The organism is Arthrobacter sp. CAU 1506 (assembly GCF_005047635.1).
Classification (GTDB): Bacteria; Actinomycetota; Actinomycetes; order Actinomycetales; family Micrococcaceae; genus Crystallibacter.
Window position 1 is genome coordinate 262982 of record NZ_SUKC01000003.1, and the last position, 25920, is coordinate 288901.

23 protein-coding genes and 2 pseudogenes are annotated in these 25920 nt (G+C 65.9%); 19 read left to right on the forward strand and 6 right to left on the reverse strand.

The window, feature by feature from the left end; translation table 11 throughout:
- The first annotated feature begins 234 nt into the window (after positions 1 to 234).
- On the forward strand, positions 235 to 1269 hold the full coding sequence (locus tag E4J89_RS06185; protein WP_169303929.1) for a TerC family protein: 1035 nt from the start codon (positions 235 to 237) through the stop codon (positions 1267 to 1269).
- A 39-nt stretch (positions 1270 to 1308) separates the two neighbouring features.
- Positions 1309 to 2625, forward strand: coding sequence for an MFS transporter (locus E4J89_RS06190; RefSeq protein WP_240691741.1), 1317 nt, complete (start codon positions 1309 to 1311; stop codon positions 2623 to 2625).
- Here E4J89_RS06190 and E4J89_RS06195 read toward each other — a convergent pair.
- Complete coding sequence (locus E4J89_RS06195) at positions 2622 to 3878, reverse strand: alpha/beta fold hydrolase (protein WP_240691749.1); 1257 nt, start codon at positions 3876 to 3878, stop codon at positions 2622 to 2624. The genes E4J89_RS06190 and E4J89_RS06195 overlap by 4 nt on opposite strands.
- 44 nt (positions 3879 to 3922) lie before the next feature.
- A complete protein-coding gene (locus E4J89_RS06200; RefSeq protein ID WP_136785247.1) occupies positions 3923 to 4414 on the reverse strand; it encodes a GNAT family N-acetyltransferase in 492 nt (163 codons plus the stop codon).
- A 47-nt stretch (positions 4415 to 4461) separates the two neighbouring features.
- Between E4J89_RS06200 and E4J89_RS06205 the strand changes: the two genes are divergently transcribed.
- Positions 4462 to 5955, forward strand: a complete 1494-nt coding sequence (locus E4J89_RS06205) for an ATP-binding protein (protein WP_136785248.1) — start codon at positions 4462 to 4464, stop codon at positions 5953 to 5955.
- Positions 5956 to 5974: 19 nt separating this feature from the next.
- On the opposite strand, the pseudogene E4J89_RS19690 reads toward E4J89_RS06205, so the two are convergent.
- Positions 5975 to 6089 (reverse strand): annotated as a pseudogene (locus E4J89_RS19690) (glutathione-dependent formaldehyde dehydrogenase); the annotation flags it as partial.
- Positions 6090 to 6117: 28 nt separating this feature from the next.
- Entirely contained in the window at positions 6118 to 8670 is a 2553-nt protein-coding gene (locus tag E4J89_RS06215) for a DEAD/DEAH box helicase (RefSeq protein ID WP_136785249.1), read from the reverse strand.
- A 79-nt stretch (positions 8671 to 8749) separates the two neighbouring features.
- On the opposite strand from E4J89_RS06215, the gene E4J89_RS06220 reads away from it, so the two are divergent.
- Positions 8750 to 9526: a trans-aconitate 2-methyltransferase gene (locus E4J89_RS06220; protein WP_136785250.1), complete on the forward strand. Its 777-nt coding sequence runs from the start codon at positions 8750 to 8752 to the stop codon at positions 9524 to 9526.
- 158 nt (positions 9527 to 9684) lie between these two features.
- Here E4J89_RS06220 and E4J89_RS06225 read toward each other — a convergent pair whose 3' ends face one another.
- On the reverse strand, positions 9685 to 10581 hold the full coding sequence (locus E4J89_RS06225) for a glucose 1-dehydrogenase (protein ID WP_136785251.1): 897 nt from the start codon (positions 10579 to 10581) through the stop codon (positions 9685 to 9687).
- Positions 10582 to 10782: 201 nt separating this feature from the next.
- Between E4J89_RS06225 and E4J89_RS06230 the strand changes: the two genes are divergently transcribed.
- The 6 genes from E4J89_RS06230 to E4J89_RS06255 all read left to right on the forward strand — a co-directional run bounded on the left by E4J89_RS06230 (position 10783) and on the right by E4J89_RS06255 (position 14598).
- Complete coding sequence (locus E4J89_RS06230; RefSeq protein WP_205754418.1) at positions 10783 to 11493, forward strand: PIG-L deacetylase family protein; 711 nt, start codon at positions 10783 to 10785, stop codon at positions 11491 to 11493.
- Positions 11494 to 11613: 120 nt separating this feature from the next.
- The gene (locus tag E4J89_RS06235) at positions 11614 to 11832 is read left to right on the forward strand and encodes a CsbD family protein (RefSeq protein ID WP_136785252.1); all 219 of its coding nucleotides are present in this window, start codon (positions 11614 to 11616) and stop codon (positions 11830 to 11832) included.
- Between the two features lie 353 nt (positions 11833 to 12185).
- The gene (locus E4J89_RS06240; RefSeq protein ID WP_136785253.1) at positions 12186 to 12392 is read left to right on the forward strand and encodes a hypothetical protein; all 207 of its coding nucleotides are present in this window, start codon (positions 12186 to 12188) and stop codon (positions 12390 to 12392) included.
- A 248-nt stretch (positions 12393 to 12640) separates the two neighbouring features.
- Positions 12641 to 12931: a hypothetical protein gene (locus E4J89_RS06245; protein WP_136785254.1), complete on the forward strand. Its 291-nt coding sequence runs from the start codon at positions 12641 to 12643 to the stop codon at positions 12929 to 12931.
- 249 nt (positions 12932 to 13180) lie between these two features.
- A complete protein-coding gene (locus E4J89_RS06250) occupies positions 13181 to 13624 on the forward strand; it encodes a hypothetical protein (protein WP_136785255.1) in 444 nt (147 codons plus the stop codon).
- A gap of 32 nt (positions 13625 to 13656) precedes the next feature.
- Positions 13657 to 14598 carry a DNA topoisomerase IB gene (locus E4J89_RS06255; protein WP_346763374.1) on the forward strand — a complete coding sequence of 314 codons (942 nt, stop codon included), beginning with the start codon at positions 13657 to 13659 and terminating at the stop codon, positions 14596 to 14598.
- Positions 14599 to 14677: 79 nt separating this feature from the next.
- Here the strand turns inward: E4J89_RS06255 and E4J89_RS06260 are convergent, their stop codons facing one another.
- Positions 14678 to 15322 carry an MBL fold metallo-hydrolase gene (locus E4J89_RS06260; RefSeq protein WP_205754419.1) on the reverse strand — a complete coding sequence of 215 codons (645 nt, stop codon included), beginning with the start codon at positions 15320 to 15322 and terminating at the stop codon, positions 14678 to 14680.
- A gap of 99 nt (positions 15323 to 15421) precedes the next feature.
- On the opposite strand from E4J89_RS06260, the gene E4J89_RS06265 reads away from it, so the two are divergent.
- The 9 genes and pseudogenes from E4J89_RS06265 to E4J89_RS06305 form a co-directional block, all read left to right on the forward strand.
- Positions 15422 to 15805 (forward strand): GntR family transcriptional regulator, encoded by a 384-nt coding sequence (locus E4J89_RS06265; protein ID WP_136785258.1) that lies wholly within the window; start codon positions 15422 to 15424, stop codon positions 15803 to 15805.
- A 288-nt stretch (positions 15806 to 16093) separates the two neighbouring features.
- Positions 16094 to 18940, forward strand: a complete 2847-nt coding sequence (gene uvrA, locus E4J89_RS06270) for an excinuclease ABC subunit UvrA (RefSeq protein WP_240691750.1) — start codon at positions 16094 to 16096, stop codon at positions 18938 to 18940.
- 74 nt (positions 18941 to 19014) lie between these two features.
- Positions 19015 to 19731: an HAD hydrolase-like protein gene (locus tag E4J89_RS06275; protein ID WP_346763373.1), complete on the forward strand. Its 717-nt coding sequence runs from the start codon at positions 19015 to 19017 to the stop codon at positions 19729 to 19731.
- Positions 19728 to 20393, forward strand: coding sequence for a lysophospholipid acyltransferase family protein (locus tag E4J89_RS06280; RefSeq protein ID WP_136785260.1), 666 nt, complete (start codon positions 19728 to 19730; stop codon positions 20391 to 20393). The genes E4J89_RS06275 and E4J89_RS06280 overlap by 4 nt, the downstream gene beginning before the upstream one ends.
- Positions 20394 to 20442: 49 nt before the next feature.
- On the forward strand, positions 20443 to 22620 hold the full coding sequence (gene uvrC / locus E4J89_RS06285; protein WP_136785261.1) for an excinuclease ABC subunit UvrC: 2178 nt from the start codon (positions 20443 to 20445) through the stop codon (positions 22618 to 22620).
- A 52-nt stretch (positions 22621 to 22672) separates the two neighbouring features.
- Positions 22673 to 23572, forward strand: a complete 900-nt coding sequence (gene rapZ / locus E4J89_RS06290; RefSeq protein ID WP_136785262.1) for an RNase adapter RapZ — start codon at positions 22673 to 22675, stop codon at positions 23570 to 23572.
- A complete protein-coding gene (locus tag E4J89_RS06295) occupies positions 23572 to 24612 on the forward strand; it encodes a gluconeogenesis factor YvcK family protein (RefSeq protein ID WP_136785263.1) in 1041 nt (346 codons plus the stop codon). The genes rapZ and E4J89_RS06295 overlap by 1 nt, the downstream gene beginning before the upstream one ends.
- A 15-nt stretch (positions 24613 to 24627) precedes the next feature.
- A complete protein-coding gene (whiA, locus tag E4J89_RS06300; RefSeq protein ID WP_136785264.1) occupies positions 24628 to 25608 on the forward strand; it encodes a DNA-binding protein WhiA in 981 nt (326 codons plus the stop codon).
- Between the two features lie 140 nt (positions 25609 to 25748).
- A pseudogene (locus E4J89_RS06305) lies at positions 25749 to 25920 on the forward strand (superoxide dismutase); the annotation flags it as partial.

The window sequence follows — 25920 nt, forward strand, 5'->3', positions numbered from 1 at the left end:
CTGTGTGGAGGGGATCACGACGGCGGTGCGCACCGCCGTCGTGATCCCTGCCTTGCGCTACACTTGTCCGAGCGTAGGGGAGTATCCCGAACACTGTGAACGTCAGCACGCGGGGCATCGAAGCTCCGCCGGGCGCAGTGGCCTGGCCGGTCAGGGCAGGCGGAGAGACTTGCGGCGAACACTCGCACCCGCGCACCGCACGCGCGCGGCATCTTCTGTGAAAGGCAAGGTTCCGTGTCGGACCAATTAACGCTGCCCTTTGAGATCATCTCGTTTGTGGTCCTGGGCATCATCCTGCTGTTTGACCTGCTCTACGTGGTCAAGCGGCCGCACGAGCCGTCCATGAAGGAAGCCGGGCTCTGGGTAGGCTTCTACGTCACCTTGGCCCTGATCTTCGCCGGCCTGCTGTTCTGGCAGGCAGGCCCGGACTACGGCCAGGAGTTCGTGGCGGGCTGGATCACCGAGTACAGCCTCAGCGTGGACAACCTGTTTGTCTTCATCATCATCATGGCCAGGTTCTCCGTGCCCCGGAAGTACCAGCAGGAAGTGCTGATGTTCGGCATCATCATTGCGCTGGTCCTGCGCGGTATCTTCATCCTGCTGGGCGCCACCGTGATTGCCCACTTCAGCTGGGTCTTCTACATCTTCGGAGCCTTCCTGCTCTGGACCGCCTGGAAGCAGGCCACCGACTCCGGAGAAGACGAGGAAGAAGGGTCCGAATCCGGGCTGGTGGCCCGGCTGACCAAGAAGCTGCCGGTCAGCGAACACTACGACGGCAACAAGCTGCGCACCACGGTGGACGGCAAGCGCTTGTTCACCCCGATGGTCATGGTCTTCATCACCATCGGCATGACCGACCTTCTGTTCGCGGTGGACTCCATCCCGGCGATCTTCGGCCTGACCCAGAGCGCCTTCATCGTGTTCACCGCGAACATCTTCGCGCTGATGGGTCTGCGCCAGCTCTACTTCCTGTTGGGCGGCCTGATGGACCGGCTGGTCTACCTGAAGCACGGGCTGTCCGTGATCCTGGCCTTCATCGGTGTGAAGCTGATTTTCCACGCCCTGCATGAGAACGAGCTGCCGTTCATCAACGGCGGCCAGCACATCGAGTGGATCCCGGAGATCAGCACCGGGTTGTCCTTGGCCGTGATTATCGGCACCCTGGTGGTCGCCACGGTGGCCAGCCTGCTCAGCCCGGCCGGTCGCCAGGCCGCCATCGACGCGCGGCTGGCCAAGGACGCTGAACGGGCCAAGTCCGACTCTGAGTAACACCGGCACCACCGGTCGTCCGTCGACTAGGCTCGGCGTGTGAAAGAACTGAGCAACGCGGCGCTGAACGCAGACCCTCGCACGAGGGCCGTTCAGCGCCGCGTTGTCATTTCCCTGTCCATGGCGCAGCTCTTCAGCGGCCTGGGCCATGGCGCGGGACTCGCCATCGGCTCACTGCTGGCGGTAGAGCTCACCGGCAGCGAGGCGCTGGCCGGAACGTCCACCATGGCGATTTCGTTGGCCGCCGCGCTGGCCGCCCTGCCGTTGGCGGGGACCGCCGCCCGGTCCGGACGCCGGCGGGCGTTGGTCACCGGCCTGCTGCTGGCCCTGCTGGGATCCGCACTGATGGCGCTTGCACCCGTCACCGGGTCCTTTGCCGTGCTGCTGGCCGGCTCCGCCTTGCTGGGTGTAGGTAACGCGGCCAACCTGCAGGCGCGCTTCGCCGCGGTGGATCTGGCCGTGCCCCAGCATCGCGGCCGGGACCTGGCTTTCGTCGTCTGGTCCATCACCGTGGGGGCCGTCGCAGGACCGAACCTGATCCGGCCGGGTGCCGAACTGGGTGCTGCGCTCGGGCTGCCGGAATCGTCCGGGCCCTTCCTGTTCTCGATGGCCGGGATGGCCATCGGCGCCGCCCTGCTGCTGGTGGGGCTGCGGCCCGATCCGCTGCGCTACGCGCGCTCGCTCGGCACTGGCCCAGCCGACCTCCGCCCGGTCCAACGCCGCGGAACGCTGCGCACCGGTGTGGCCGCGGTGCGCCAGCATCCGATGGCCATGCTCGCGCTGGCCGCGGTGATCGGCGCCCATCTGGTCATGGTGGCAGTCATGTCCATGACCCCGGTCCACCTGCAAGAACTGGACCATGCAGGCGGACATCAGCACAGCCAGACCGACACCTTCGCCATCATCGGCTTCACCATTTCACTGCACATGGCCGGCATGTATGCGCTCTCGCCGCTGATGGGCTGGCTGACCGACCGGCTCGGCCGAGTCGGCACCATCGTGGTGGGGCAGCTGATGCTGCTGGCCGCTACAGCCCTGGCCGGCGCTGGGCAGCAGGATACCTGGCTGGTGGGGGCCGGACTGATGCTGCTGGGCCTGGGCTGGTCCGCCTCGGTGATCGCTGGATCCACCCTGTTGGCCGAGTCGGTCCCGGAAGCGGAACGCGTTCCCGCCCAAGGCTTGTCGGACACCCTCATGGGGGCGGCCGGGGCAATGGGGGCGGCATTCTCCGGTCCGGTGCTGGCCGTCATGGGATTCGCCGGCCTCAACGCCACGGCGGCCATCGTTGCCGTGGTCCTGCTAGGCGCCGCCGCCAGCGTCTGGCGGCGGGGCGCCCGCACAGGAGCCGCCCGCTAGTTCCGAACCATGCCGAGCAGCCGGCCGAAGATGGCTTCGCCGTCGTCGGCAATGCCGTCATGATGGAACTGGTCGGTTTCCCAGACCTGCAGCCGGTTGACCTGGCCTGCCGTCTCCAGCGAAAGTCCGCGCTCCACGTAAATGTCGTCGCGGTACACATTGGCTGCCACCGGGACGGTGTTCCGGGCCAGGCGGTCGCGGTCGTAGAGCGCGGGCCAGTCGGACTTGGCGGCCAGCAGCTCGGCGACCTCGCGGAGCGGTGCCAGGGCAGGGTCCTGCTCGAAGTACCACGGATAGATCATCTCGCCGGTCAGCAGCGGTTCGGCGGCCTCGGGAGAAAACTGCGGGAACTCGCGGAGGACCCGCCAGGCCGCCCAGTCGGTGGCTGCGTGCTGGGCGTAGATCGACTCGTGCATCAGCGCGTACAGCGGGTTGGTGGCCCGGCTGACCAGAGCGGCCAGCTGTTCCAGGAAGGAGTCGGAGAGCCGCTGGCCGGCCGGAGTCTGGACGAACGCCTCCTCCAGCAGGTAGTGCAGGGCGTCGATCCGGGTGTTGCCGCCGAGGAACGACCCGGCCATCTGGAAGCGGCCGGTCGTCAGGCGCTCACCGGAGGGCAGGTATTCGGGCACCGTGTCCAGGTGCCGTGCGACGGCGGTGACCCGCGCACGGTCCTGCGGGTAGCGGTCGAAATACTCCCGGTTGCGGGCCTCCACTCGGGGGAAGGTGGCCCGGTAGACCCGGTCGGCGTCGCCGGCCAGCGGAGCCAGGCCTCCGGTGATCAGGACTTCTTGCAGCCCTTCCGGTGCGAGCGAGAGGTAGGTCAGCGAGCAGAAGCCGCCGTAGCTTTGGCCGAAGATGCTCCAGGGGCCGCTCTCGAGTTGCCGCCGGATCAGTTCGGCGTCGCGCACAATGGAATCCGCACGGAAATGCGTCAGGTAGTCCGCCTGTTCCGCGGCGCCACCGCGCAGCGGCAGGGTCTGCCGGTTCACCGGGGCGGACAAGCCGGTGCCCCGCTGGTCCAGCATCAGGATCCGGAAGGACTTGGCCGCTTCTTTCATCCAGCCGCCCAGCGAGGTCACCCGGTTGCCGCGTCCGCCGGGGCCGCCCTGCAGGAACAGCAGCCAGGGCAGGCGGGCCGCGGCGTCGTCGTCGTGCTCAGTAGAGGAGTATTCCCGGGCAAAGATCTCCAGGGATTCGCCGCCGGGGTCGGCATGGTCGAGTGGAACGGTGAAGAAATGCTCCGCTGTTCGCATCCCGCGCTGGCGGTAGGCTCCGGCCACCCGGTGCGGCTGCCCGATCACAGGGAGACCCGATCCACCGTCCCGAAAGCGGACAGTGCGTCGCCGGTCAACCGGAACGTCGACCATTCCTCCTGCGGACGGGCGCCCAGGCTGCGGTAGAAATCGATGGACGGACTGTTCCAGTTCAACACGGCCCACTCCACCCGGGCATAGCCGGAGGCCACCGCATGGCTGGCCAGCGTTTGCAGCAGGGCCTTGCCGTAGCCACGGCCGCGGGCCTCGGGCCGCACGTAGAGGTCCTCCAGGTAGATGCCGTGGACGCCTTCCCAGGTGGAGAAATTCCGGAACCAGAGGGCGAATCCCTGCACGCCGCCGTCGTCTTCGGCGATGTGCGCGAACACCGATGGCTGAGCCGAGAACAATGCTTCCCGCAGCTGGTCCGGCGTGGTCTTGACCGCGTCGGGTTCTTTCTCATACACCGCGAGATCGCGGATCAATTCGAGGATGACGGGGACATCGGCTTCTTTGGCAGGGCGGATCATAGACATGATGAGAGCCTATCGTCCGAAGCAGTCCGCGTTGGTAGGGTCGGTCCATGGATGCGACGTTGGGGAAATTCGTTGACGACTTCGCTGCGCTGGTGGCACTGGCCCAGCAGGCGCAGCAGCCCACCTTCCGCGGGGAGAACCTGCTGGACCGGCTCGATGCCCATCTGAAAACCGACGTCCGTGATCTGCCGACCGTCATGGAGGAGATCTCGGCGCACCGGTTGGCCGATGCTGACATCGCCCTGGCGGCATTCGCCGCCGAGGATCCGGAGAGCGTCCTGCTGGGCATCGGCGGCGGCGATCAACGCCACCATATGTCGCTGAGTGACATCCTGCAGCACGCGTCGCACGTTGGCGGCTTCCCGGTCGGACAGCCGGACTACACCAACTTGGCCGTCGGGCCTGCCCAGCAGCGGCAGGCATTGGCCCTCGGCATGCGCCTGTTTCGCCGTCACGGGCATCCGCTGGCAGTGCTCATGCGGGCGGCCAATCCGCGCTTCGGGCAAGCTGCGGCACGGCTGGAAGTGTTGTGTGCCGAGCCTGCCGCGTTGTCAGAATTCTTGACCGATTTCCGCGAGCGAATGCGCACCCACAGCGTGCTGAAAGGACAGGTGGTTTCTTTCACCATGGAGGAGTTCGGTGCCAGCGGTGCCGGTGTGACCTTCCATGAGCGCCCGCACGTGGCAGCCGGTGACGTGATCCTTGCACCCGGTGTCCTGGCGCGGATAGCCCGACATGTGGTGGAGGTGGCCGAAGCGCGCGGAAACCTGCGCAGACTAGGCCAACACCTCAAGCGGGGCGTTTTGCTGTACGGTCCGCCGGGCACCGGGAAGACACATACCGTCCGCCACCTGCTCTCCCGCAGCGAGGGTACGACGGCGATCCTGCTCTCCGGCGGCTCACTCGCCTTTATCTCCGAGGCGGCCAGGATGGCCCGCGCGCTGCAGCCTTCCATCGTTGTGCTGGAAGACTGCGACCTGATTGCCGAAGACCGCAGCTTTGGCCATGGCCCACAGCCGCTGCTGTTCGAAGTCCTGGACGCGATGGACGGGCTGGACGAGGACGCCGACGTTGCTTTCGTGCTGACCACCAACCGAGTGGAAGCGCTCGAGCATGCGCTCGCGCAGCGGCCCGGCCGGGTGGATCTGGCGGTGGAGATCCCGCGGCCGGACGCCGAGCAACGCGAGGCCCTGATCCGGCTTTACGCGCGCAGCCTTGGCTTTGGAACCGAAGCCATCGCGCAGGCCGCGGAACGGACCGCCGGCACCACCGCATCGTTCGCCCGCGAGCTGGTGCGCCGGACGGTGGTGGGAGCCTCCGCCAGAGGCAATGATCCCGGCGACGCCGACTTGCTGGCAGCAGTCGGCGAACTGATGGCCGACGCCGAAGCGCTCACGCGCAGCCTGCTCGGCAGCGACGGCGGCGAGGCACACGGCCGAGAACTTCCACGGATGCATACGACAGGGCAGCCAATGGCGGCCGGCGCCAGCGGCTCCTTCGCCTATACCAGCGAGCTACAGTTCGACCCGGACGAAGCCTAGGCGTCTGCTGTCGCGGCCGCTAGGGCTTGAGCACCACCTTGATGCAGCCGTCGTCCTTCTTCTGGAACTTCTCGTACAGCGCCCGGGGCGTCGCTGAGTGGCGCCGTGTGCGTCACCAAGTCACCGATCCCCAGCGCGGGCGCAGCCGGTCAGCCGTCAGGCTCAGGCCCCGCCGACGGGACCGACGTCGATAATCCGGACCGCCGCGGCACCGGATTCGTTGCTGGCAGCCAGGTCAACCTCGGCGCTGATGCCCCAGTCGCGGTTGCCGGCCGGATCGTCGAAGATCTGTCGCAGCTTCCAGACCGCGGGCTGCTCCTCGATGATCAGCGCCGCGGGTCCCCGGGCATCGGGCCCGGTTCCGATGTCGTCGTATTCCTCGAAATAGGCGTCCATTGCCTCGGCCCAGCGGTCTGCGTCCCAGCCTGCCTCGGCGTCCAGGGCGCCCAGCTCTTCTTCCTGTTCGTCGGCAAACAGTTCCACCCGTCGGAACAGCTCGTTCCGCACCATTACCCGGAAGGCCCGGATGTTGTCGGTCAGCTTCGGCGGCTCCTTGGTGAGTACCGATTCCGCGGCGTGTTCGGCGGCTAGGTCGGCTGCGCCCTTGCCGGCCGCGAGTTCTTCCCATTCGTCCAGCAGGCTGGAGTCCACCTGGCGAACCAGCTCGCCCAGCCACGCAATGATGTCTGCCAGGTCCTCGCGCAGCGCGTCGGCCGGCACCGTTTGGCGCAGTGCCTTGTACCCGTCGGTCAGGTAGCGGAGCACGATGCCTTCGCTGCGGGCCAGGCCGTAGAACTGCACGAACTCGGCAAAGTTCATGGCTCGTTCATACATGTCCCTAATGACCGATTTCGGCGCCAGTTCGAAATCACCCAGCCATGGGGCGCCGCGACGGTAGGTCTCGAAGGCGGCCTCCAGCAACTCGGCAAGCGGCCGCGGATAGGTGACTTCGTCCAGCAGCGCCATCCGCTGGTCGTATTCAATGCCGTCGGCCTTCATGGCGGCCACGGCCTCGCCGCGGGCTTTCTTCTCTTGGGCGGAGAGGATCTGGCGGGGTTTCTCGAGGGTGGCCTCGATGACCGACACCACGTCCAGCGCGTAGCTGCCGCCCTCGGCGTCCAGCAGTTCCAGGCTGGCCACGGCGAACGGGGACAACGGCTGGTTCAAGGCGAAGTTGGGCTGCAGGTCCACCTTCAGCCGGACACGATGGCCGTTCTCGTCCGGGGCATCCAGCCGTTCCACCAGGCCGGACACCACCAATTCCCGGTAAATACCCAGTGCCTTCCGGATCAGCTTCAGCTGCGAAGCGCGTGTCTCGTGGTTGCGCGTCAGCAGGCGCTTGGCCGCGGTGAACGGGTCGCCGGGGCGCTCCAGAACGTTCAGCAGCATCGCGTGGCTGATCGTGAAGCTGGATGTCAGTGGTTCAGGGTCGCTCTCCACCAATTTCTGGAAGGTCGGCTCACCCCAGCTCACAAAGCCGGTTGGCGGCTTCTTTTTCACCACCTGACGAAGCTTCTTCTGGTCGTCACCAAATTTCGCTACGGCCTTCGCCATCGCCTTGGTGTTCTCCACCACGTGTTCCGGGGCCTGTACGACGACGGTGCCTGCCGTGTCGTACCCGGCCCGCCCTGCGCGTCCGGCGATCTGGTGGAATTCGCGGGCGTTGAGCAGCCGGGTGCGCACGCCGTCGTACTTGCTCAGCGCGGTGAGCAGCACGGTACGGATGGGCACGTTGATGCCCACCCCCAACGTGTCCGTCCCGCAGATGACCTTCAGCAACCCGGCCTGGGCCAATTGCTCGACCAGCCTTCGGTATTTGGGCAGCATGCCGGCGTGGTGGACGCCGATGCCGTGCCGGACCAGCCGGTTAAGCGTCTTGCCGAAGCCCGCTGCGAAGCGGAAGCCGGAGATCAGTTCGGCGATGCGGTCCTTTTCCTCGCGGGTGCAGACGTTGACGCTCATCAGGTTTTGGGCGCGTTCGATGGCCTCCAGTTGGCTGAAGTGCACTACATAGACCGGTACCTGTTTGGTGGACAGCAGTTCTTCCAGCGATTCCTGCACGCTGGTCTGCACGTAGTAGTAGTGCAGCGGAATCGGCCGCTCCGCGGAACTCACGGTGACCGTCGTCCGATCGGTGAGTTCGGTGAGTTCCTTCTCGAACCGGGTCACGTCGCCCAGGGTGGCGGACATCAGCAGGAACTGCGCCTGCGGAAGTTCAAGCAGCGGCACCTGCCACGCCCAGCCGCGCTGCGGATCGGAGTAGTAGTGGAACTCGTCCATGATCACCGTGCCAAGATCCGCCGCGGAACCCTCACGCAGCGCGATGTTGGCCAAAATTTCGGCGGTGCAGCAGATAATCGGAGCATCCTGGTTCACCGCGGAGTCGCCGGTGACCATGCCGACGTTCTCGGGGCCGAAGATGTCGCACAGGGCGAAGAACTTTTCCGACACCAGCGCCTTGATCGGGGCCGTGTAGTAGCTGACAGTCCCGGTGGCCATGGCGTGGAAGTGGGCGGCGATTGCCACCATCGACTTTCCGGACCCGGTGGGGGTGGCCAGGATGACGTTGTTTCCGGTCACCAGCTCCATCACGGCTTCGTCTTGGGCAGGGTAGAGCGACATGCCGCGGGAATCGACCCACTCGGTGAACCAGGTGTAAACGTCGTCGGGATCTGGGGCGGTGCCGGTGTCCGGCAGGAGTTGGAGAAGGTTCATGTTCTCTCCAGCTTAGGCGGTGCCGCAGCGGGACGGCGCGGGAACCGGCTGGCTTCATCCGTGGCGTAACGTACGTCCCATGCACTGGGACCCGCACAAGTACGAAGAGTATGCCGACTACCGGAATCGTCCGTTCTTTGACCTCACCGGCCGCATTGCGGCCGCTGACCCGGCCGTGGTGGTGGATCTTGGCTGCGGCCCGGGTGGCCTGACGGCGGCGCTCGCGGAGCGTTGGCCGGGGGCCACGGTTACCGGCGTGGATTCCTCAGCGGAGATGATCCGCCAAGCCAAGCAGCGGAACAACCCGGCCAACCTGGAGTTTGTTGCCGGGGATATCCGTGACTGGACGCCGCCGGCGGATCTGGAGGTGTTGGTCTCCAACGCTGCACTCCAGTGGGTTCCAGGTCACCAGGACCTGATGCGCTCGTGGCTGCGCGCCATGAAGCCCGGCGCGTGGCTGGCCGTCCAAGTGCCGGGTAACTTTGCCGCGCCATCGCATGCGCTGATGAGGGAGCTGGCCGGGTCGCCGCATTGGCACCGGCGGTTGGGCGGCGTGCTTCGGCATGAGGACGCCGTGTCCGAACCGCAGGAGTACCTGGAGCTGCTGTTGGGCGAAGGCTGTGACGCCGACGTCTGGGAAACCACCTACCAGCAGCTGCTGCACGGACAGGACCCCGTGCTGGAATGGGTTCGGGGGACAGGCCTCCGCCCGGTACTTGCGGCCCTGTCGGCCGCCGAAGCGGCCAAGTTCGAATCCCAGTACGCCACGCTGCTGCGCGATGCGTACCCGGAATCCAAACATGGCACCGTCTTCGGCTTCCGCAGAATCTTTGCTGTGGGACGCAAGCTCAACTGAGCCCTACTGCTCGCTGGTTTCCTCCGGCACGCTGTTCTCGGCGCGCGCCAGCAATTTCCTGCCTGAGGTCCGGCACTTTCCGTCCCGTATGGTCCTGCTTGCATCCGCCCAGGGGCGCATCGCTCAGGCTGAAGGGAGCCTGGCTCTTGTCGCACCGGCTACGGCGTTGGGGTTCCGCCGTTGACGTTGAGGGTCTCGCCTGACACATAGCTGGATTCGGGTGAGGCGAGGTAGACGTAGGCCGGGGCCAGCTCGGTGGGTTGTCCGGCACGGCCCAGCGGTACGTTTTTGCCGAACTCGGGCAGCTTGTCCTTGGGCTGGCCTTCGCTGACCTGCAGTGGAGTCCAGAAGGGTCCAGGGGCCACAGCATTGACCCGGATACCGCGGCTGGCCAACTGCTGGGCCAGGCCCTTGGTGAAGTTGTTGATGGCAGCCTTGGTGGAGGCGTAGTCCAGCAGGAAGGGAGACGGATTGTAGGCCTGCACCGACGTGGTGTTGATGATCGTTGACCCGGGCTGCATGTGCGGCACCGCGGCCTTGGTAATCCAGAAAATGGCGAAGATGTTCGTGCGGAAGGTGTCCTCGAACTGCTCGTCGCTGATGTCTTCGATCTGTTCGACGGCGATCTGCCGTCCGGCGTTGTTGACCAGGATGTCCAGACCGCCCAGCTGCTCGACCGCCTTGGCTACCAGGTCACGGGATGCGGCGGCGTCCGAGATGTCGCCCGGCAGCAATACCGCTTTCCTGCCGTCTTTCTCGATCACGGAGGCGATGTGCTGGGCATCCGATTCTTCCGCCGGCAGGTAGGAGAGGGCCACGTCGGCACCTTCCCGGGCGAAGCCGATGGCAACCGCAGCTCCGATGCCGGAATCTGCTCCGGTGATGAGCGCCTTGCGGCCGGTCAGCCTGCCGGTCCCGCGGTAGGACTCTTCGCCCCGGTCGGTTTTCGGTTCAAGTTCCTTGTCCAGGCCGGGTTCCGGCTGGCTTTGCTTTGGCGGCGAAATGCTGGGGTAACGGTCAACAGGGTTCTGGAAGGTGTACTGATCCGACGTCATATGTGGCTCCTTCTTGCGGTCGGTTCCGGCGGCGCCCGGCAGCAATGGCTGCGCTGGAGGGGAGCGGCAGGGCCTGGCGGAATATGGTCAGTATGCTGATCGTAACGCCACCGTACGCTGTGGCGCAGGGGGTCGTACAGCCCGTCCGGCCGCAGCGGAAGGTGCGACGGTCGGATCGCAATCATCTGAAAGGAAGCCGCCATGTCGCCGGATCACCTGGAGCAACTTCCCGACGACTGGGGTCGGGCGCTGGTCCTGATGGCGCATCCCGATGATCCCGAGTACGGAATTGCGGCGGCTGTCGCCGAGTGGACCGGACGCGGCAAGGAGGTGGCCTACGTCTTGGCCACCAGGGGAGAGGCAGGTATCGCCGGACTGCCTCCCCGGGAGGCCGGACCGCTGCGCGAACAGGAGCAGCGGGCTGCCTGCCGGGCTGTGGGGGTCGAAGAGGTGTCGTTTCTGGACTATCCGGACGGCCGACTGGAGGAAACGCTCCAACTGCGCCGCGATCTTGCCCGGGAGATCCGGAGCTTTCGACCGCAGGTCGTGGTGACACTGAACCACCGGGACACCTGGGGCCGGGGAGCGTGGAATTCACAGGATCATCAGGTCATGGGACGGTCGGTCCTCAACGCCGTGGCCGACGCTGCCAATGGATGGATCTTTCCGGAGTTGGCAGAGCAAGGGCACCGGCCGCACAGCGTTTCGTGGACGGCCGTCGCCTCCACGCAACCCACGCACTATGTCGACGTCGGTCCGCGGGCGCTGGACTCTGCGCTGCGCTCGCTGTCAGCGCACCGCCGCTACTTGGAAGCGCTCAGTGACCGGCCCGTGGAAGAGCAAGCAGCGGAACAGCTCGCGCTGGTGACCGGCGGCCGGCCCCGCATCAGCTTCGAATTATTCGGACTCTAGCCGGGTGGCCGAAGTATTCCGCAGCGAAACGCAGAAAAGGTCAGCAAGCTTTCTACTTGGCGTTTCGCGATGTAGTCTGGCTGCACCTGTTGGAAATCCTGAACCGAAAGAGGTGCTGTCATGGGTATTGGCGACAAGTTCGATGCTGCGAAAGACAAGGTGACGGGCAAGGTTAACGAGGCCGTCGGCGACGCGACCGACGACAGGTCTCGCGAGATGAAGGGCAAGGCCCAGCAGGTCGAGGGCGAAGCCAAGGACAAGCTGGCCGACGCCAAGGCCCATCTGAACGAGGATGCCCACCGGGCCACCGATGACACCGAAGGTGGCGGCAGGCACTAGGCGCATCTGACCACTCGGGAGCCTCCGTGGACCGCTGGTTCACGGAGGCTTCCGGCGTCATGGTGGTGGGGCAGGAGCCTGCGAACCGGCAAGGCGGAGCTGCCGCACGGTCAGCCCACCGCAGAATTCCCACAGGCCTGCCGGGAACGGGCCGAGGCTCTTCAAATCCGCTACCGACTGTGGTAACTCTAAGTAGCCTTATAAACCTTTGTTTGTCGCTGCTGGCAGGGCAGTGCGCACCGACCGGCTCGAACCATCTGAACGGACAGCCAGACTGGCGTCGCTCGGAACTATCCCGAGGATCGCGTGGGTGAACTTGTCGAATTCATCTCCTACTGACGATGGGGGGCATCATGGCGGAGCAGTTGCCGGAGGGGTATACGAGATACCTGGCCGGGCTGGAGGGGAGCCAGGCGGACGCCATTCTGCCGGTGATTAAACAATCGGTCGCGGATGGGAAGCGCGGCGTGCTGGTCCGGTTCCTTCCTGACGAAGTCCAAGCCGTGGCGTCCGAGGATGTCCAGTTCGGAACCATCAGGGAAGAACGTTACGACGAGTGACGCCCGGCCTTAGTCCGGCGTCTGGCGCCCGGGGTGCCGTGCACTCCGGGCTTCAGCCTGTCAAGATGCAGACGGCGCAAGAAGGGCGCTCCGGTGATGTTTTTGTGATTCGTTGCCGAGGGAGTGCAGCGCTTGTAAGCTCACAGCAGTAGGGGCCGAATCGGCTCCTGGGTTATCTGGAGGCTGCGCATGGACGTCTTGAATGCCGGTCGGGCCGGAGCGCTGCATATGGGTTCGGGGGGAACCTGATGCGGCATCGTCACCTGCCACCTGCGGACGCTTTTCCGCTGGAACTGGCCCTCCTCGCCGACTCTGAGCTCTTGGCGCTGTACGGCAGGGCCATGCGGCAACTCGAGCGGGAGAGCATCCAATTCGGGGCCGCGGACCCAGAGACCGAGTTCCGACTGGAGGAGCTCCGTGTCGAGCTGGACCGGCGGGACAGCAGGGATGCGCTGAAGGCCAGCAAGCGTCGAATCCGCGGGCTCTATGGGCAAGCCGGAAGTGAACCGCCGGACTCTCTTTATGCGGGGGATTACTAGACCCGGGTCGGCCGGCACCTCCTTGCCTCCTGGGGAAAGCGAAGTGCGCACGGCAGAACACGGGCCCGTGTACTTTGTTGCCCGCCCATCGCAGAGGCTTTTCGCGGTTGAACCTGTCCGGGCCAATGGTCGTCGTCGCCCAGTCCCTTGAAGCGTTCGATCCAGCCCACGCCGCGCTGCCCGCCCTTCGGTATAGTTATAGACAGTAGCCTTACCAATACTGCTGTTAATTCGAAAGGGCAGACGATTATGATCGCCAACGACAGTTCACGTGCCCAATCCGGCGAGCACAAATTCGGGGAATCCGAAGTCGCATTGCCCGACCCGTGGTGCTCCGCCTGTAACAGCGACGAATACCTGGTGTTCGACGCTGTCACGCTGCTTCCTCCCGAGCCGGGTGCCCCCGCGCTGCCGCGGTGGGACGTGAGCTACTGGTGCAGTCACTGCGACGGTTATTACGGGCATCAGACCCGCAAGGTTCCCGCGTCGGAAACCGAGACTGTGGGAATCGATTTCGGTGCCGACGGCTACATGCACTGCGGCGAACCGATGCAGCCGGTGGAGCGGGTCGATCAAACGATCCTGGATCCTGTGGACACCGGTTCGCCGGGGACCGGCCCGCTGCCGACCGTGCGGGTGAACGTTGAAGTTCTCCGCTGCCGCTGCGGCTTCAAGATGGAGGTGCCCGTCTGAGGCTGCGACGAAGCAACCTCCGTGCTCCCGGCATATCCCGGCGTCGGCATGGCACAGGATTCTCCTACCGTCATCCCGACGGTTCGAAGCTGTCCGGCGACGAACTTCGCAGGGTCAAGGCGCTCGCGGTCCCGCCGGCATGGTCCGACGTGTGGATCGCGCCGGCGGAGAACGGCCACATCCAGGCAGCGGGTACGGACGACGCCGGTCGGCGGCAGTACATCTACCATCCCCGTTGGCGGGAACTCAGGGACCGGGAGAAGTTCGACCGGGCGCTGGATTTCGGCCGAACCCTGACCGCCGCGCGGCGCAAGGTGACGGTGCTTCTCCGGTCGGGGGAGGCCACCCGGGAAGTGGCCTGTGCCGCGGCGTTCCGGTTGCTTGACAGTGCGTCATTGCGGATCGGCTCCGAGGTCTATGCCGAAGACAACGGCTCCTACGGTGTCACCACCCTGGAGGTGCGCCATGCGCAGGTGCAAGGGGACACCATTCGGCTGGACTTTCCGGGCAAGAGCGGGCTGAAGTGGGACGTGGAACTGAAGGACCCTGACCTCGCCGACTGGCTGGCTGTGGCAAGAGGGAAGGAACCGGATGACCCTGCCATCGGTTATCGCAGTGACGACGGCGCCTGGTCCGGGCTGGCGGCTTCCGAGCTCAACGATTTCATTCACGCACTCTGTGGGCCGGGCTTCAGTGCCAAGGATTTCCGAACATGGCAGGGGACCGTCGCGGCTGCGGTAGAACTGGCGCGCTATGACGGCAAGCCGGGCATCACGGCCCGCCGCAAAGCGGTCGTGGCCGCCATCAAGGCCGTAGCGGAGCGGCTTGGCAACACGCCCGCCGTTGCCCGTTCCTCGTATGTCGACCCGCGGCTGGTCGACCGCTTCATCGACGGGCAGGTTCCCGATGCCGTTACCTATTCGGCGGCGGAGCGCAGTGTGCCGTCTTTCCTTGGCGGCGAGGAACAGAAATAGCCCACGGCGCTAGAATGAGAGAGCCCCGGCAGGCGGGATTCCCCCCAACGTCCACGTCTGTCGGGGTTGTTGACGCTTCCTACCAGCCGCGGGATTTCCACTCGTCCAACTGGGGGCGTTCCGCTCCCAGCGTGGTTCCCTTGCCGTGACCGGGATGGATCAACGTGTCGTCCGGCAGGTAGCCGAACAGTCGGTCCCGGACATCGTTGAAGAGGGAAGCGAAGCGCCCCGGATCCTTCTGCGTGTTGCCCACTCCGCCGGGGAACAGCGAGTCCCCGGTAAAAACATGCGCGGGACCTGCCGGAGCACGGTAGACCAGCGCCACCGAGCCAGGAGTGTGACCCCGAAGTTTGATGGATTCCAACGAGAATCCATCAAACCGGCCGATGTCCTGATGGTCCAGGGAAACGTCGGTCGGAACCTCGATCGCGGGAATATCCTCCGTGCCCGCAGCCGTCTTGGCTCCGGTGGCGGCCACCGCGTCCGGCAAGGCGCGGACGTGGTCCCAGTGGCTGTGCGTGGTGATGATCAACGCGACTTTGGCAGGCGCGGACGCATCTGCGGCTCCATCGCGGAGGAGCTGCTGGATGGCCGGAAAGTCGTCGGCAGCATCAATCAGTACCTGGACGCCGGATTTTTTGGCGGTCAGCAGATAAACGTTATTGTCCATGTCGGAAACCGAAATGGCGCGGATCGTGACTGCAGGATCTTCGTGAAGCAACATGTGGTCCAGCCTACCGACAGTCGACCCGGACGGCTCCGGATGTCATTCTGGTTGTAGCAGTCGACATGCTGCGGACACGACGAGGAGCGGGCACGGGCGATGGAAGCGAGTGGTTTTGACTGGCGGATGAACCGCGACAGCGCCGTGCCGCTGTTCGAGCAGTTGAGGCTGCGGATCATTGAAGCGGCAGATGCCGGGGAGTTGCCGGTGGGCACCAAGCTGCCGCCGGTCCGGCGGTTGGCCGATCATCTGGGTGTGGTGCCGAATACCGTGGCCCGCGCCTATCGGGAGCTGGAAACCGCGGGCCGGGTGGAGACGCATGGCCGCGCCGGCACAGTCGTCAGCGCCGGAGCCGGCAAAGCCCGGCAGCAACTGGGCGACGCCGCCGAAGCATTCGCAGTGGCGGTTCACGGCCAGGGAATCAGCACCAAGGAAGCCCTGGCCGCCGCCAAGGCCGCCATGGAACGCCACGGCATCAAGTAACGCAACGCGTGACGAGTCGGCCGCCCACGGCCTGACGGACCAGTCACGCGAGCCCGGAGGCACTGAAGCCGGCCGAAGAACTGTGCCGAGCTGCGCCGTCGTACTGCGCGACGGTTCCCGCCGCGGGAAATGCGGACACTGGTTGTCCGCAGTAGCGGCGACCGTGACCGATGCAATACAAGTTCGAACGAATTTTCGATTAGAGTAGATACCGTGCTAAAAGCAAGCGAAACGTCCGTCCCGGCGACCGATTCGGAGTCCGCCACCCCCGTTTCCCGCTCCGCGGATATGTCACGCTTGGTCGTCAAGGGCGCCCGCGAGCATAACCTCCAGAACGTGAGCGTCGATCTTCCCCGCGACTCCATGATCGTTTTCACGGGCCTGTCCGGCTCCGGGAAGTCTTCCTTGGCCTTCGACACGATCTTCGCCGAGGGCCAGCGCCGGTATGTGGAGTCACTGTCTTCGTATGCGCGGATGTTCCTGGGCCAGGTGGACAAGCCGGATGTGGATTTCATCGAGGGACTGTCGCCCGCGGTGTCGATCGACCAGAAATCCACCAGCCGCAACCCGCGCTCCACCGTGGGAACCATCACGGAGATCTACGACTACTTGCGCCTGCTGTGGGCCCGGGTAGGGCGCCCGTTCTGCCCGCAGTGTGGCGAGCCTGTGGAGAAGCAGACCCCGCAGCAGATCGTCGATCAGCTGCAGGAGCTGCCCGACGGGACGCGTTTCCAGGTCTTGGCGCCGGTGGTGCGTGGCCGCAAGGGCGAGTTTGTCGACCTGTTCAAGGAACTGACTGCCAAAGGATTTTCCCGCGCCAAGGTGGACGGCAAGCAGGTGCAGCTGTCCGAACCGCCCAAGCTCGGCAAGCAGTACAAGCACACCATCGAGGTGGTGGTGGACCGGCTGGTGGCCAAGGAAGGTATCCACCAGCGCCTGACCGACTCGGTTGAAACGGCCTTGGCGTTGGCTGAGGGCAGGGTCCTGGCTGACTTCGTGGACCTCGACGAGGATGACCCGGACCGGACGCGTGCCTTCTCCGAACACTTGGCCTGCCCGAACGAGCACCCGCTGGCCATCGATGAAATCGAACCACGCTCGTTCTCGTTCAACAATCCGTTCGGCGCCTGCCCCGCCTGCACCGGCATCGGCAGCAAGCTCGAAGTCGACGTGGATTTGGTGGTTCCGGATCCGGACCTGAGCCTGGCCGAGGGCGCCATCGCCCCGTGGTCGCTCGGCAAGGCCACTCAGGAGTACTGGACCCGTCTGCTTGAAGGTCTCTCCCACGAGCTGGGATTCTCCATGGACGAGCCGTGGAAGAACCTGCCGAAGAAGGTCCGCGACGCGGTGTTGCTCGGCAAGGACTTCAAAGTGGTGGTGCAGTATCGCAACCGCTTTGGACGGGAGCGCAAGTACTCCACCGGCTTCGAAGGCGCCTTCCAATACATCCACCGCAAGCATGAGGAAACCGAGTCCGAAATGGCCCGGGACCGCTACAAGGAGTACATGCGGGAAGTCCCGTGCCCGGAGTGCAACGGTGCACGGCTGAACCCGGCCTCGCTGTCCGTGCTGATCAACGGCAAGTCCATTGCGGACGTTTCCGCCCTGCCGCTGCGCGAGGCCAGCTCCTTCCTGGACGGCCTCGACCTGACGGCCCGAGAAGCCCAGATCGGCCACCAGGTGCTCATCGAGATCCAGGCGCGGCTGCGCTTCCTGCTGGATGTGGGCCTGGAGTATCTGAACCTGGAACGGGCGGCCGGCACGCTGTCCGGCGGCGAGGCCCAGCGCATCCGGCTGGCAACACAAATCGGCTCAGGCTTGGTCGGTGTGCTGTACGTCTTGGACGAGCCGTCGATCGGGCTGCATCAGCGGGACAACCGGCGGCTGATCGAGACCCTGACCCGCTTGCGCGATCTGGGGAACACCCTGATTGTGGTGGAGCACGACGAGGACACCATCGCCGAGGCGGACTGGATCGTCGACATCGGACCGGGTGCCGGTGAACACGGCGGCGAAGTGGTCCATTCCGGCTCGCTGCAGGAACTGCTGGAGAACACGCGTTCCATTACCGGCGACTACTTGTCCGGCCGCCGCCGGATTGAGCTTCCGGCCAAGCGCCGGAAGATCGACAAGAAGCGGCAGCTGAAGGTGGTCGGTGCGCGCGAGAACAATCTCCGCGGCATCGATGCGCAGTTCCCGCTGGGCGTCTTCACCGCCGTGACCGGCGTCAGCGGCTCCGGCAAGTCGACGTTGGTCAACGACATCCTCTACAAGGTGCTGGCCAACAAGCTCAACGGGGCAAAGCACGTGGCCGGCCGGCATACCAGGGTGGAAGGGCTGGACCAACTGGACAAGGTGATCCACGTGGACCAGAGCCCGATCGGACGCACCCCACGGTCCAACCCGGCTACCTATACGGGCGTCTTCGACAACATCCGCAAACTGTTCGCCGAAACCAACGAGGCAAAGCTGCGCGGCTACCTGCCCGGCAGGTTCTCCTTCAACGTGAAGGGCGGCCGCTGCGAAGCGTGCTCGGGCGACGGCACGCTGAAGATCGAAATGAACTTCCTGCCGGACGTCTATGTCCCGTGCGAGGTTTGCCACGGCGCGCGCTACAACCGGGAGACCCTGGAAGTCCACTACAAGGGCAAGACCATCGCCGAGGTGTTGGACATGCCCATCGAGGAAGCGGCGGATTTCTTTGCCGCCTTCACCCCGATTGCCCGGCACTTGCGGACGTTGGTCGACGTCGGACTGGGCTACGTCCGGCTCGGCCAGCCCGCCACCACGCTGTCCGGCGGCGAGGCGCAGCGCGTCAAGCTCGCCAGCGAACTGCAGCGGCGCTCGAACGGGCGAAGCATCTACGTGCTGGACGAACCCACCACCGGCCTGCATTTTGAAGACATCCGCAAGCTGCTGCAGGTGTTGCAGGGCTTGGTGGACAAGGGCAACACGGTGATCACCATCGAACACAACCTGGACGTGATCAAGAGCGCGGACTGGATCGTGGATATGGGTCCCGAGGGCGGATCCGGCGGCGGCCAGATCATTGCCAGCGGCACTCCCGAGCAGGTTGCCGCAGTCGAGGGGAGCCACACCGGCCGGTTCCTGGCGGAGGCACTCGAGCGCCAGTGAACCGCGACGGGGTGACATATTCCGCCGCAGGAATGGATCCCGGCCGATCCGCGGATTTGTGGGAAAATGCCCGGGTGACTCAATTGCCTGCGCTGGTCTTGTTCGACCTTGACGGAACCCTTGTTGACCCCGCGGGCGCTATCACCAGCGGCATTGCCGGTGCGCTCGAGGCTGCCGGACTGCCGGTGCCGCCGGAGCACACGCTGGGGACTCTGGTGGGGCCGCCGCTCGGCGATTCATTGCGCGGCGCCGGTGTTCCGGAGCATCGGCTCGGCGAAGTGATCGACTTGTACCGGGCGGGCTACCGCGAACACGGTATGGCAGCAAGCCGCGTTTACCCCGGCATGGCCGAGGTCCTGGAGCGGCTCCTGGCGGCGGGCATGATGCTGGCCGTGGCCACGCAGAAACCGACCGGCTTGGCCCGCGACCTTCTGCGCCTGAAGGGGCTGGACCCGTTCTTCGAGAACATCCACGGAGCCGAGGGCGACGATCCCGCTCCGAGCGCCCCGGGACTGGGCAAGGTGCCCATCCTGCAGGCAGCCCTCGAGGCTGCGGAGAGCTTCGGGCCGGTGGTGATGGTGGGCGACCGGCTGTACGACATGGCTGCTGCGAGGCATCTGGGCATCCCGGGCATCGGTGTGAGCTGGGGATTCGCGGCCGACGGCGAACTGGAAGCCGCCGGTGCCTCCGCCGTCGTGCATTCCATGCCGGAACTCGAAGCGGCCATCGGACGGCTGGCGGTTGGGCAGCAGGAGGCCGCCCCGGCCGGGGCGCCGGGCCCGGCCGCATGAAGACGTTTGAACTGACCCGTGCCTCGTTCCGCGCTGCCCTGCGGGGGAGTTGCCGGCCGACCATCGAAGGCATCGAGAATTTTCCTGACGCCGGCCCGGTGATTGTCGCGCCGAACCACCTCTCCTTTCTGGACAGCATCATCATCCAGGCCATGATGCCGCGGAAAGTCGCGTTCTTTGCCAAAGCCGAGTACTTCACGGCGAAGGGACCCAAGGGTGCGGCGATGCGCTGGTTCTTCAGCAGCGTGGGCTCGATTCCGGTGGAACGGGGCGAGCAGGCGGCCAGCGTGGCCGCCCTGCGGACCGCACTTGACGTGCTGGAGCGCAATGAGGCTTTCGGGATCTATCCTGAAGGAACACGGTCACGTGACGGCAAGCTCTACCGCGGACGAACCGGTGTGGGGTGGCTGGCCCTGACCACAGGGGCGCCGGTGCTGCCGGTAGGGCTGATCGGCACCGAGCTGCTGCAGCCCGCCGGGAAAATGATGGTCCGGCCGAAACACTTCACCGTCCGGATCGGCAAACCGCTCTACTTCGAGCGGACCGGACCGGAGCATTCACTCCCGGCACGCCGATCCGCGACGGACCAGATCATGGACGCGATCGCCGACCTCACCGGCCAGGACCGCTCCCATAGCTACAACAAGACGCCGTCGGACTGACCGGCCCGGCGGCAGATCAATAACGAGACGACGAAGGGAGTGACCGACAATGGCTGATCCGGCATCCTACCGTCCGCGGACGGGGGAGATCCCCACCAATCCCGGCGTCTACCGCTTCCGGGACGAGCACGGCCGCGTCATATACGTGGGCAAAGCGAAGAACCTGCGCTCACGGCTCAACAACTACTTCGCCAGTCCCAAAAACCTGCTGCCCAAGACCTACGCGATGGTGCATACGGCGGCTTCGGTGGAGTGGACGATCGTCGGCAGCGAACTGGAAGCCATCCAGCTGGAGTACACGTGGATTAAGGAGTTCACGCCGCGCTTCAACATCATGTTCCGGGACGACAAGTCCTACCCCTACCTGGCCGTGACGATGGGGGAGAAGTTCCCGCGGGTCCAGGTGATGCGCGGGGAGCGGCGCAAGGGCGTGAAGTACTTTGGCCCGTACTACCCGGCCAAGGCGATCCGCGAGACCGTGGACACGCTGCTGCGGGTCTTCCCCGTTCGCAGCTGCAGCACCGGGGTGTTCAACCGCGCCCAGCGCACCGGACGGCCGTGCCTGCTGGGCTACATCGACAAGTGCTCCGCGCCCTGTGTGGGGCGGATTTCGCCCGAGGACCACAAGGCGCTGGCGGCCGAGTTCTGTGCGTTCATGGGCGGGGAAGCGGACCGCTTCATCCGCGCGCTGGAGAAGAAGATGGCGGCAGCGGTGGCGGAACTCGACTACGAGTCGGCGGCACGGTACCGCGACGACATCGCCGCGCTGCGCCGCGTCTTCGAACGCAATGCCGTGGTGCTCAGCGAGGACACCGACGCCGATGTGTTCGCGCTGGCGCAGGACGAGTTGGAGGCGGCGGTCCAGGTGTTCCACGTGCGCGGCGGCCGGATCCGCGGCCAGCGCGGCTGGGTGGTGGAAAAGGTCGAGGACCAAAGCACTGCCGACCTGGCCGAGCATCTGCTGCAGCAGGTGTACGGCGACGCCGACGGCCCGGACAGGATCCCGCGCCAGGTGATGCTGCCGCAGGAGCCGGAGAACGCTGCCGAGCTGCAGGCTTGGCTGAGCACACTGCGCGGCAGCAAGGTCCAGATCCACGTGCCGAAACGCGGCGACAAGGCCGCGCTGATTTCTACTGTTCGAGAGAATGCCGAGCAGGCGCTGGCGCTGCACAAGAGCAGGCGGGCCGGCGATATCACCACGCGCTCGGCCGGCCTCCAGCAGCTGCAGGAGGCGCTGGACCTTCCGGTCGCGCTGCTGCGGATCGAGTGCTACGACATCTCGCATGTCCAGGGCACCAACGTGGTGGCCTCGATGGTGGTGGTGGAAGACGGGCTGCCCAAGAAATCCGACTACCGCCGCTTCGCGATCACCGGAGACGCCGCCCGCGACGACACATCGGCGATGTACGACGTGATCAGCCGGCGGTTCCGCAACTATCTGCTGGACCAGGGACGCCTGGCGGCTCCTGAAGCCACAGAGGCCACCGACGCCCCCGACGCCACCGGGATTGCGGCCACCGGGGTTACCGGGGTTACCGGGGTTACGGAGGCCACCGCACCCGGCGCCGCCGGCGCCACGGACGCGCCCGCTGCCGCCGCCGAGCAGGCGGCGTCAGCTCTCGCCCAAGGCGGGGACACCGCCGTCGTGCTGGAACAGACGGCGGCTGAAATCACCGTGCCTGAAGAGACCGTGCTGGAAGCGACTTTGACCCCGGCGCCGAAAACCAAGTTCGCCTACCCGCCGAACCTGGTGGTGGTCGACGGCGGCCCGCCGCAGGTGGCCGCCGCCTCCCGCGCGCTGGCTGACCTGGGCATCACCGACGTGTTCGTGGTGGGCCTGGCCAAGCGGTTGGAAGAGGTGTGGCTGTCCGACGACGATTTCCCGGTGATCCTGCCGCGCTCGTCCGAAGGGCTGTTCCTGCTGCAGCGCATCCGCGACGAGGCGCACCGCTTTGCGATCGCCTACCATCGGCAAAAGCGCGGCAAAGCCATGACCGTGTCCGTGCTGGACGGCGTGCAGGGGCTGGGACCGGCCAAGCGGAAGGCCTTGATGAAACATTTTGGCTCGGCCAAGAAGCTCAAGGCGGCCAGCGTCGAAGAGCTGCAGCAGGTGCCGGGCATCGGGCCCGCGATGGCGGCGTCGTTGAAGCGGCAGCTGGCGCCCGGGGCTGCGGACGAGGCCGCGCCGGCAGTGAATATGGCTACCGGCGAAATCATCGAATCTTAGTTAGGCTAGAGCTGAAATCGAGGGGTGTGTGGTCGGGATGGATGGTGTGACGATGACGGCGGACGAGGAGCTGACGCCGGAGAAGCCGGTGGAATCCGAACTCCTGGTGGTCACCGGCATGTCCGGTGCAGGCCGCACCACGGCAGCGCACGCACTGGAAGACCATGGTTGGTACGTGGTGGACAACCTGCCGCCGCAAATGCTCGGAACGTTGGCCGAACTGGTGTCGCGGATGCCGCAGTCGTTGCCCAAGTTGGCTGTGGTGGTGGACGTGCGCAGCCAGAGCCTGTTCCGCGATATCCGCGAGGCGCTGCATGCTCTTGCCGCCAGCGGCGTCCACTACCGGGTGCTCTTCCTTGACGCTTCGGACGACGTCCTGGTCCGCCGCTTCGAACAGGGCCGGCGGCCGCACCCGCTGCAGGGCGATGGCCGGATTTCCGACGGCATCACCGCCGAACGTGAGCTGCTGAGCAGCCTGAAGGACTCGTCCGACTTGGTGGTCGAAACCACCGAGATGAACGTGCACGCCCTCGCCACTGCGATCACCGAACTCTTCACCGACTCCGGCCCGATCGTGCTGCGCATCAACGTGATCAGTTTCGGCTTCAAGTACGGGCTGCCGGTGGACGCCAACTTCGTCGCCGACGTCCGCTTCATTCCGAACCCGCATTGGGTTCCTGCGCTGCGTCCCTACACCGGGCTCGACGAGAACGTGCGTGATTACGTGCTGGTGGATTCCGGCGCCGAAGAGTTCGTCAACCGGTATGTGGAGGCGCTGGAGCCGGTGCTGGAGGGCTACCGCCGGGAAAACAAGCACTACGGCACCATCGCCATCGGATGTACCGGCGGCAAGCACCGGTCGGTGGCGGTCGCCGAGGAAATCGGCAAGCGGCTGGCCCAGCTGCCCAGCGTCAAGGTGACCGTGCAGCACCGGGACCTGGGGCGCGAGTAGTGGCAATCCTGACCGGACCGTTGCCGCTGGTGCCGGTCCCGGGTACCTCCCGCAGCAGGAACGCGAAGAGCGGGGCGCCGCCGTCCGTCGTCGCACTGGGCGGCGGGCACGGGCTGTCCGCTTCGCTGGGCGCGCTGCGCCTGCTCACCACCGAGCTCACCGCTATCGTCACGGTAGCCGACGACGGCGGATCCTCCGGCCGCCTGCGCGATGAGTTCGGCGTGCTTCCGCCCGGGGACCTGCGGATGGCTCTGGCGGCGCTGTGCGACGACACCGACTGGGGCCGGACCTGGCGCGACGTGATGCAGCACCGCTTCAAGTCCTCCCCGGGATCCGAGCAGTCGCTGGACAACCACGCCCTGGGCAACCTGCTGATTGTCACGTTGTGGGAGTTGCTGGGGGATCCCGTGGCGGGCCTCAAATGGGCCGGAGCCCTGCTGGGAGCACGCGGCGAGGTGCTGCCCATGGCCACCGTACCGCTGACCATCGAGGGCGACGTACTAGTGGAGGACGAGGATGGGCGGTTGCGCAGCGCGCTGATCTCCGGCCAGTCCCGCCTGGCCGCGGCCGGACGGAACAGCCATGTCAATGACGTGCGGCTGCTCCCCGACGACGCGCCGGCCTGCGTCGAAGCACTCAACGCCATCGAGTACGCCGACTGGGTGATCCTGGGGCCCGGATCCTGGTACACCTCCGTGCTGCCGCATCTGATGCTGACAGAGATGCGCGAGGCGCTATGCAACACCCAGGCGCGCCGATGCCTGACGATGAACCTGTCGGTGGATACCAAGGAAACGTCCGGGATGACGGCGGCGGACCACCTGGCAGCAGTGAAGCGCTGCGCCCCCGGCATGCGATTCGATGTGGTGCTGGCCGATCCGCGGGTGATCGACAACAAGGAGCGTTTCGAGGAAGCCGCCGGAGAACTCGGTGCGCGCGTTGTCTTCGGTAGAGTAGGAAGCTCAGGCGGACGCCCCGTACACGATCCGTTGAGACTGGCGAGTGCCTACCACGACATTTTCGAAGGCCACAAGGATTAGGTAAGGACAAGGTGCATGGCGCTGACCGCAGCAGTCAAGGATGAGCTTGCTCGCCTCGACATCAAGAAGTCCCAGGTCCGGAAGGCGGAGGTCTCCGCGACGCTCCGGTTCGCCGGCGGACTTCACATCATTTCCGGCCGGATTGTGATTGAGGCCGAAGTTGATCTGGCTGCGACGGCGAGGCGTCTGCGTACCGCCATTTCGGAAGTGTACGGCCACAGCGGAGACATCATCGTGGTCTCCGGCGGTGCCCTGCGCCGGGGGAACCGCTACGTAGTCCGCGTCGTCAGGGACGGAGAGTCCTTGGCCCGGCAAACCGGGCTGCTGGATGGCCGCGGCCGTCCGGTCCGCGGACTGCCGTCCGTGGTGGTCAACGGCTCGGCCGCCGACGCGGAGGCGGTGTGGCGCGGTGCATTCCTGGCGCACGGCTCGCTGACCGAGCCCGGACGCTCCTCTGCACTGGAAGTCACCTGCCCCGGTCCGGAAGCGGCGCTGGCGCTGGTCGGCGCGGCCCGCCGGCTGGGCATCGCCGCGAAAGCACGCGAGGTCAGGGGCGTGGACCGGGTTGTGATTCGGGACGGGGACAGCATCGCCGCCCTCTTGACCCGGATGGGCGCCCATGATGCGCTGATGGTGTGGGAAGAACGCCGGATGCGGAAGGAAGTGCGGGCCACCGCCAACCGGTTGGCCAATTTCGACGACGCCAACCTGCGGCGTTCGGCCCAGGCCGCGGTGGCCGCCGGTGCCCGCGTCGAACGGGCGCTGGAGATCCTCGGTGAAGACGTTCCCGAGCACCTGCGCTACGCCGGAGAACTGCGGGTGGCGCACAAGCAAGCCTCGCTGGACGAACTGGGCCGCCTGGCGGACCCGGCGATGACCAAGGACGCCATCGCCGGCCGGATCCGCCGACTGCTGGCCATGGCCGACAAGCGGGCGGCCGAGCTCCGGATACCCGGGACCGAAGCCAATGTCACACCGGAGATGCTGGACGACTAGATAGGGATGGGCAGCCCGCCGGGCAGCACCGGCGGCTCGGTCAACGAAGACCGGTTTGAGAGCTACCGGACGGAAACCTCCGTCCGGTTGGACAATCCGACCCAGCCGCGGACCGCGGCCGGGAGAAGACGGAGGAAACCATGAGCACGTACGAACTGCCTGAGCTCGACTATGATTACGCAGCCCTTCAGCCGCACATCTCGGCCCGGATCATGGAGCTGCACCACTCCAAGCACCACGCCACCTACGTGGCCGGCGCGAACACCGCACTGGAGCAGCTGGCCGAAGCCCGCACCAAGGGCGAATTCGGCA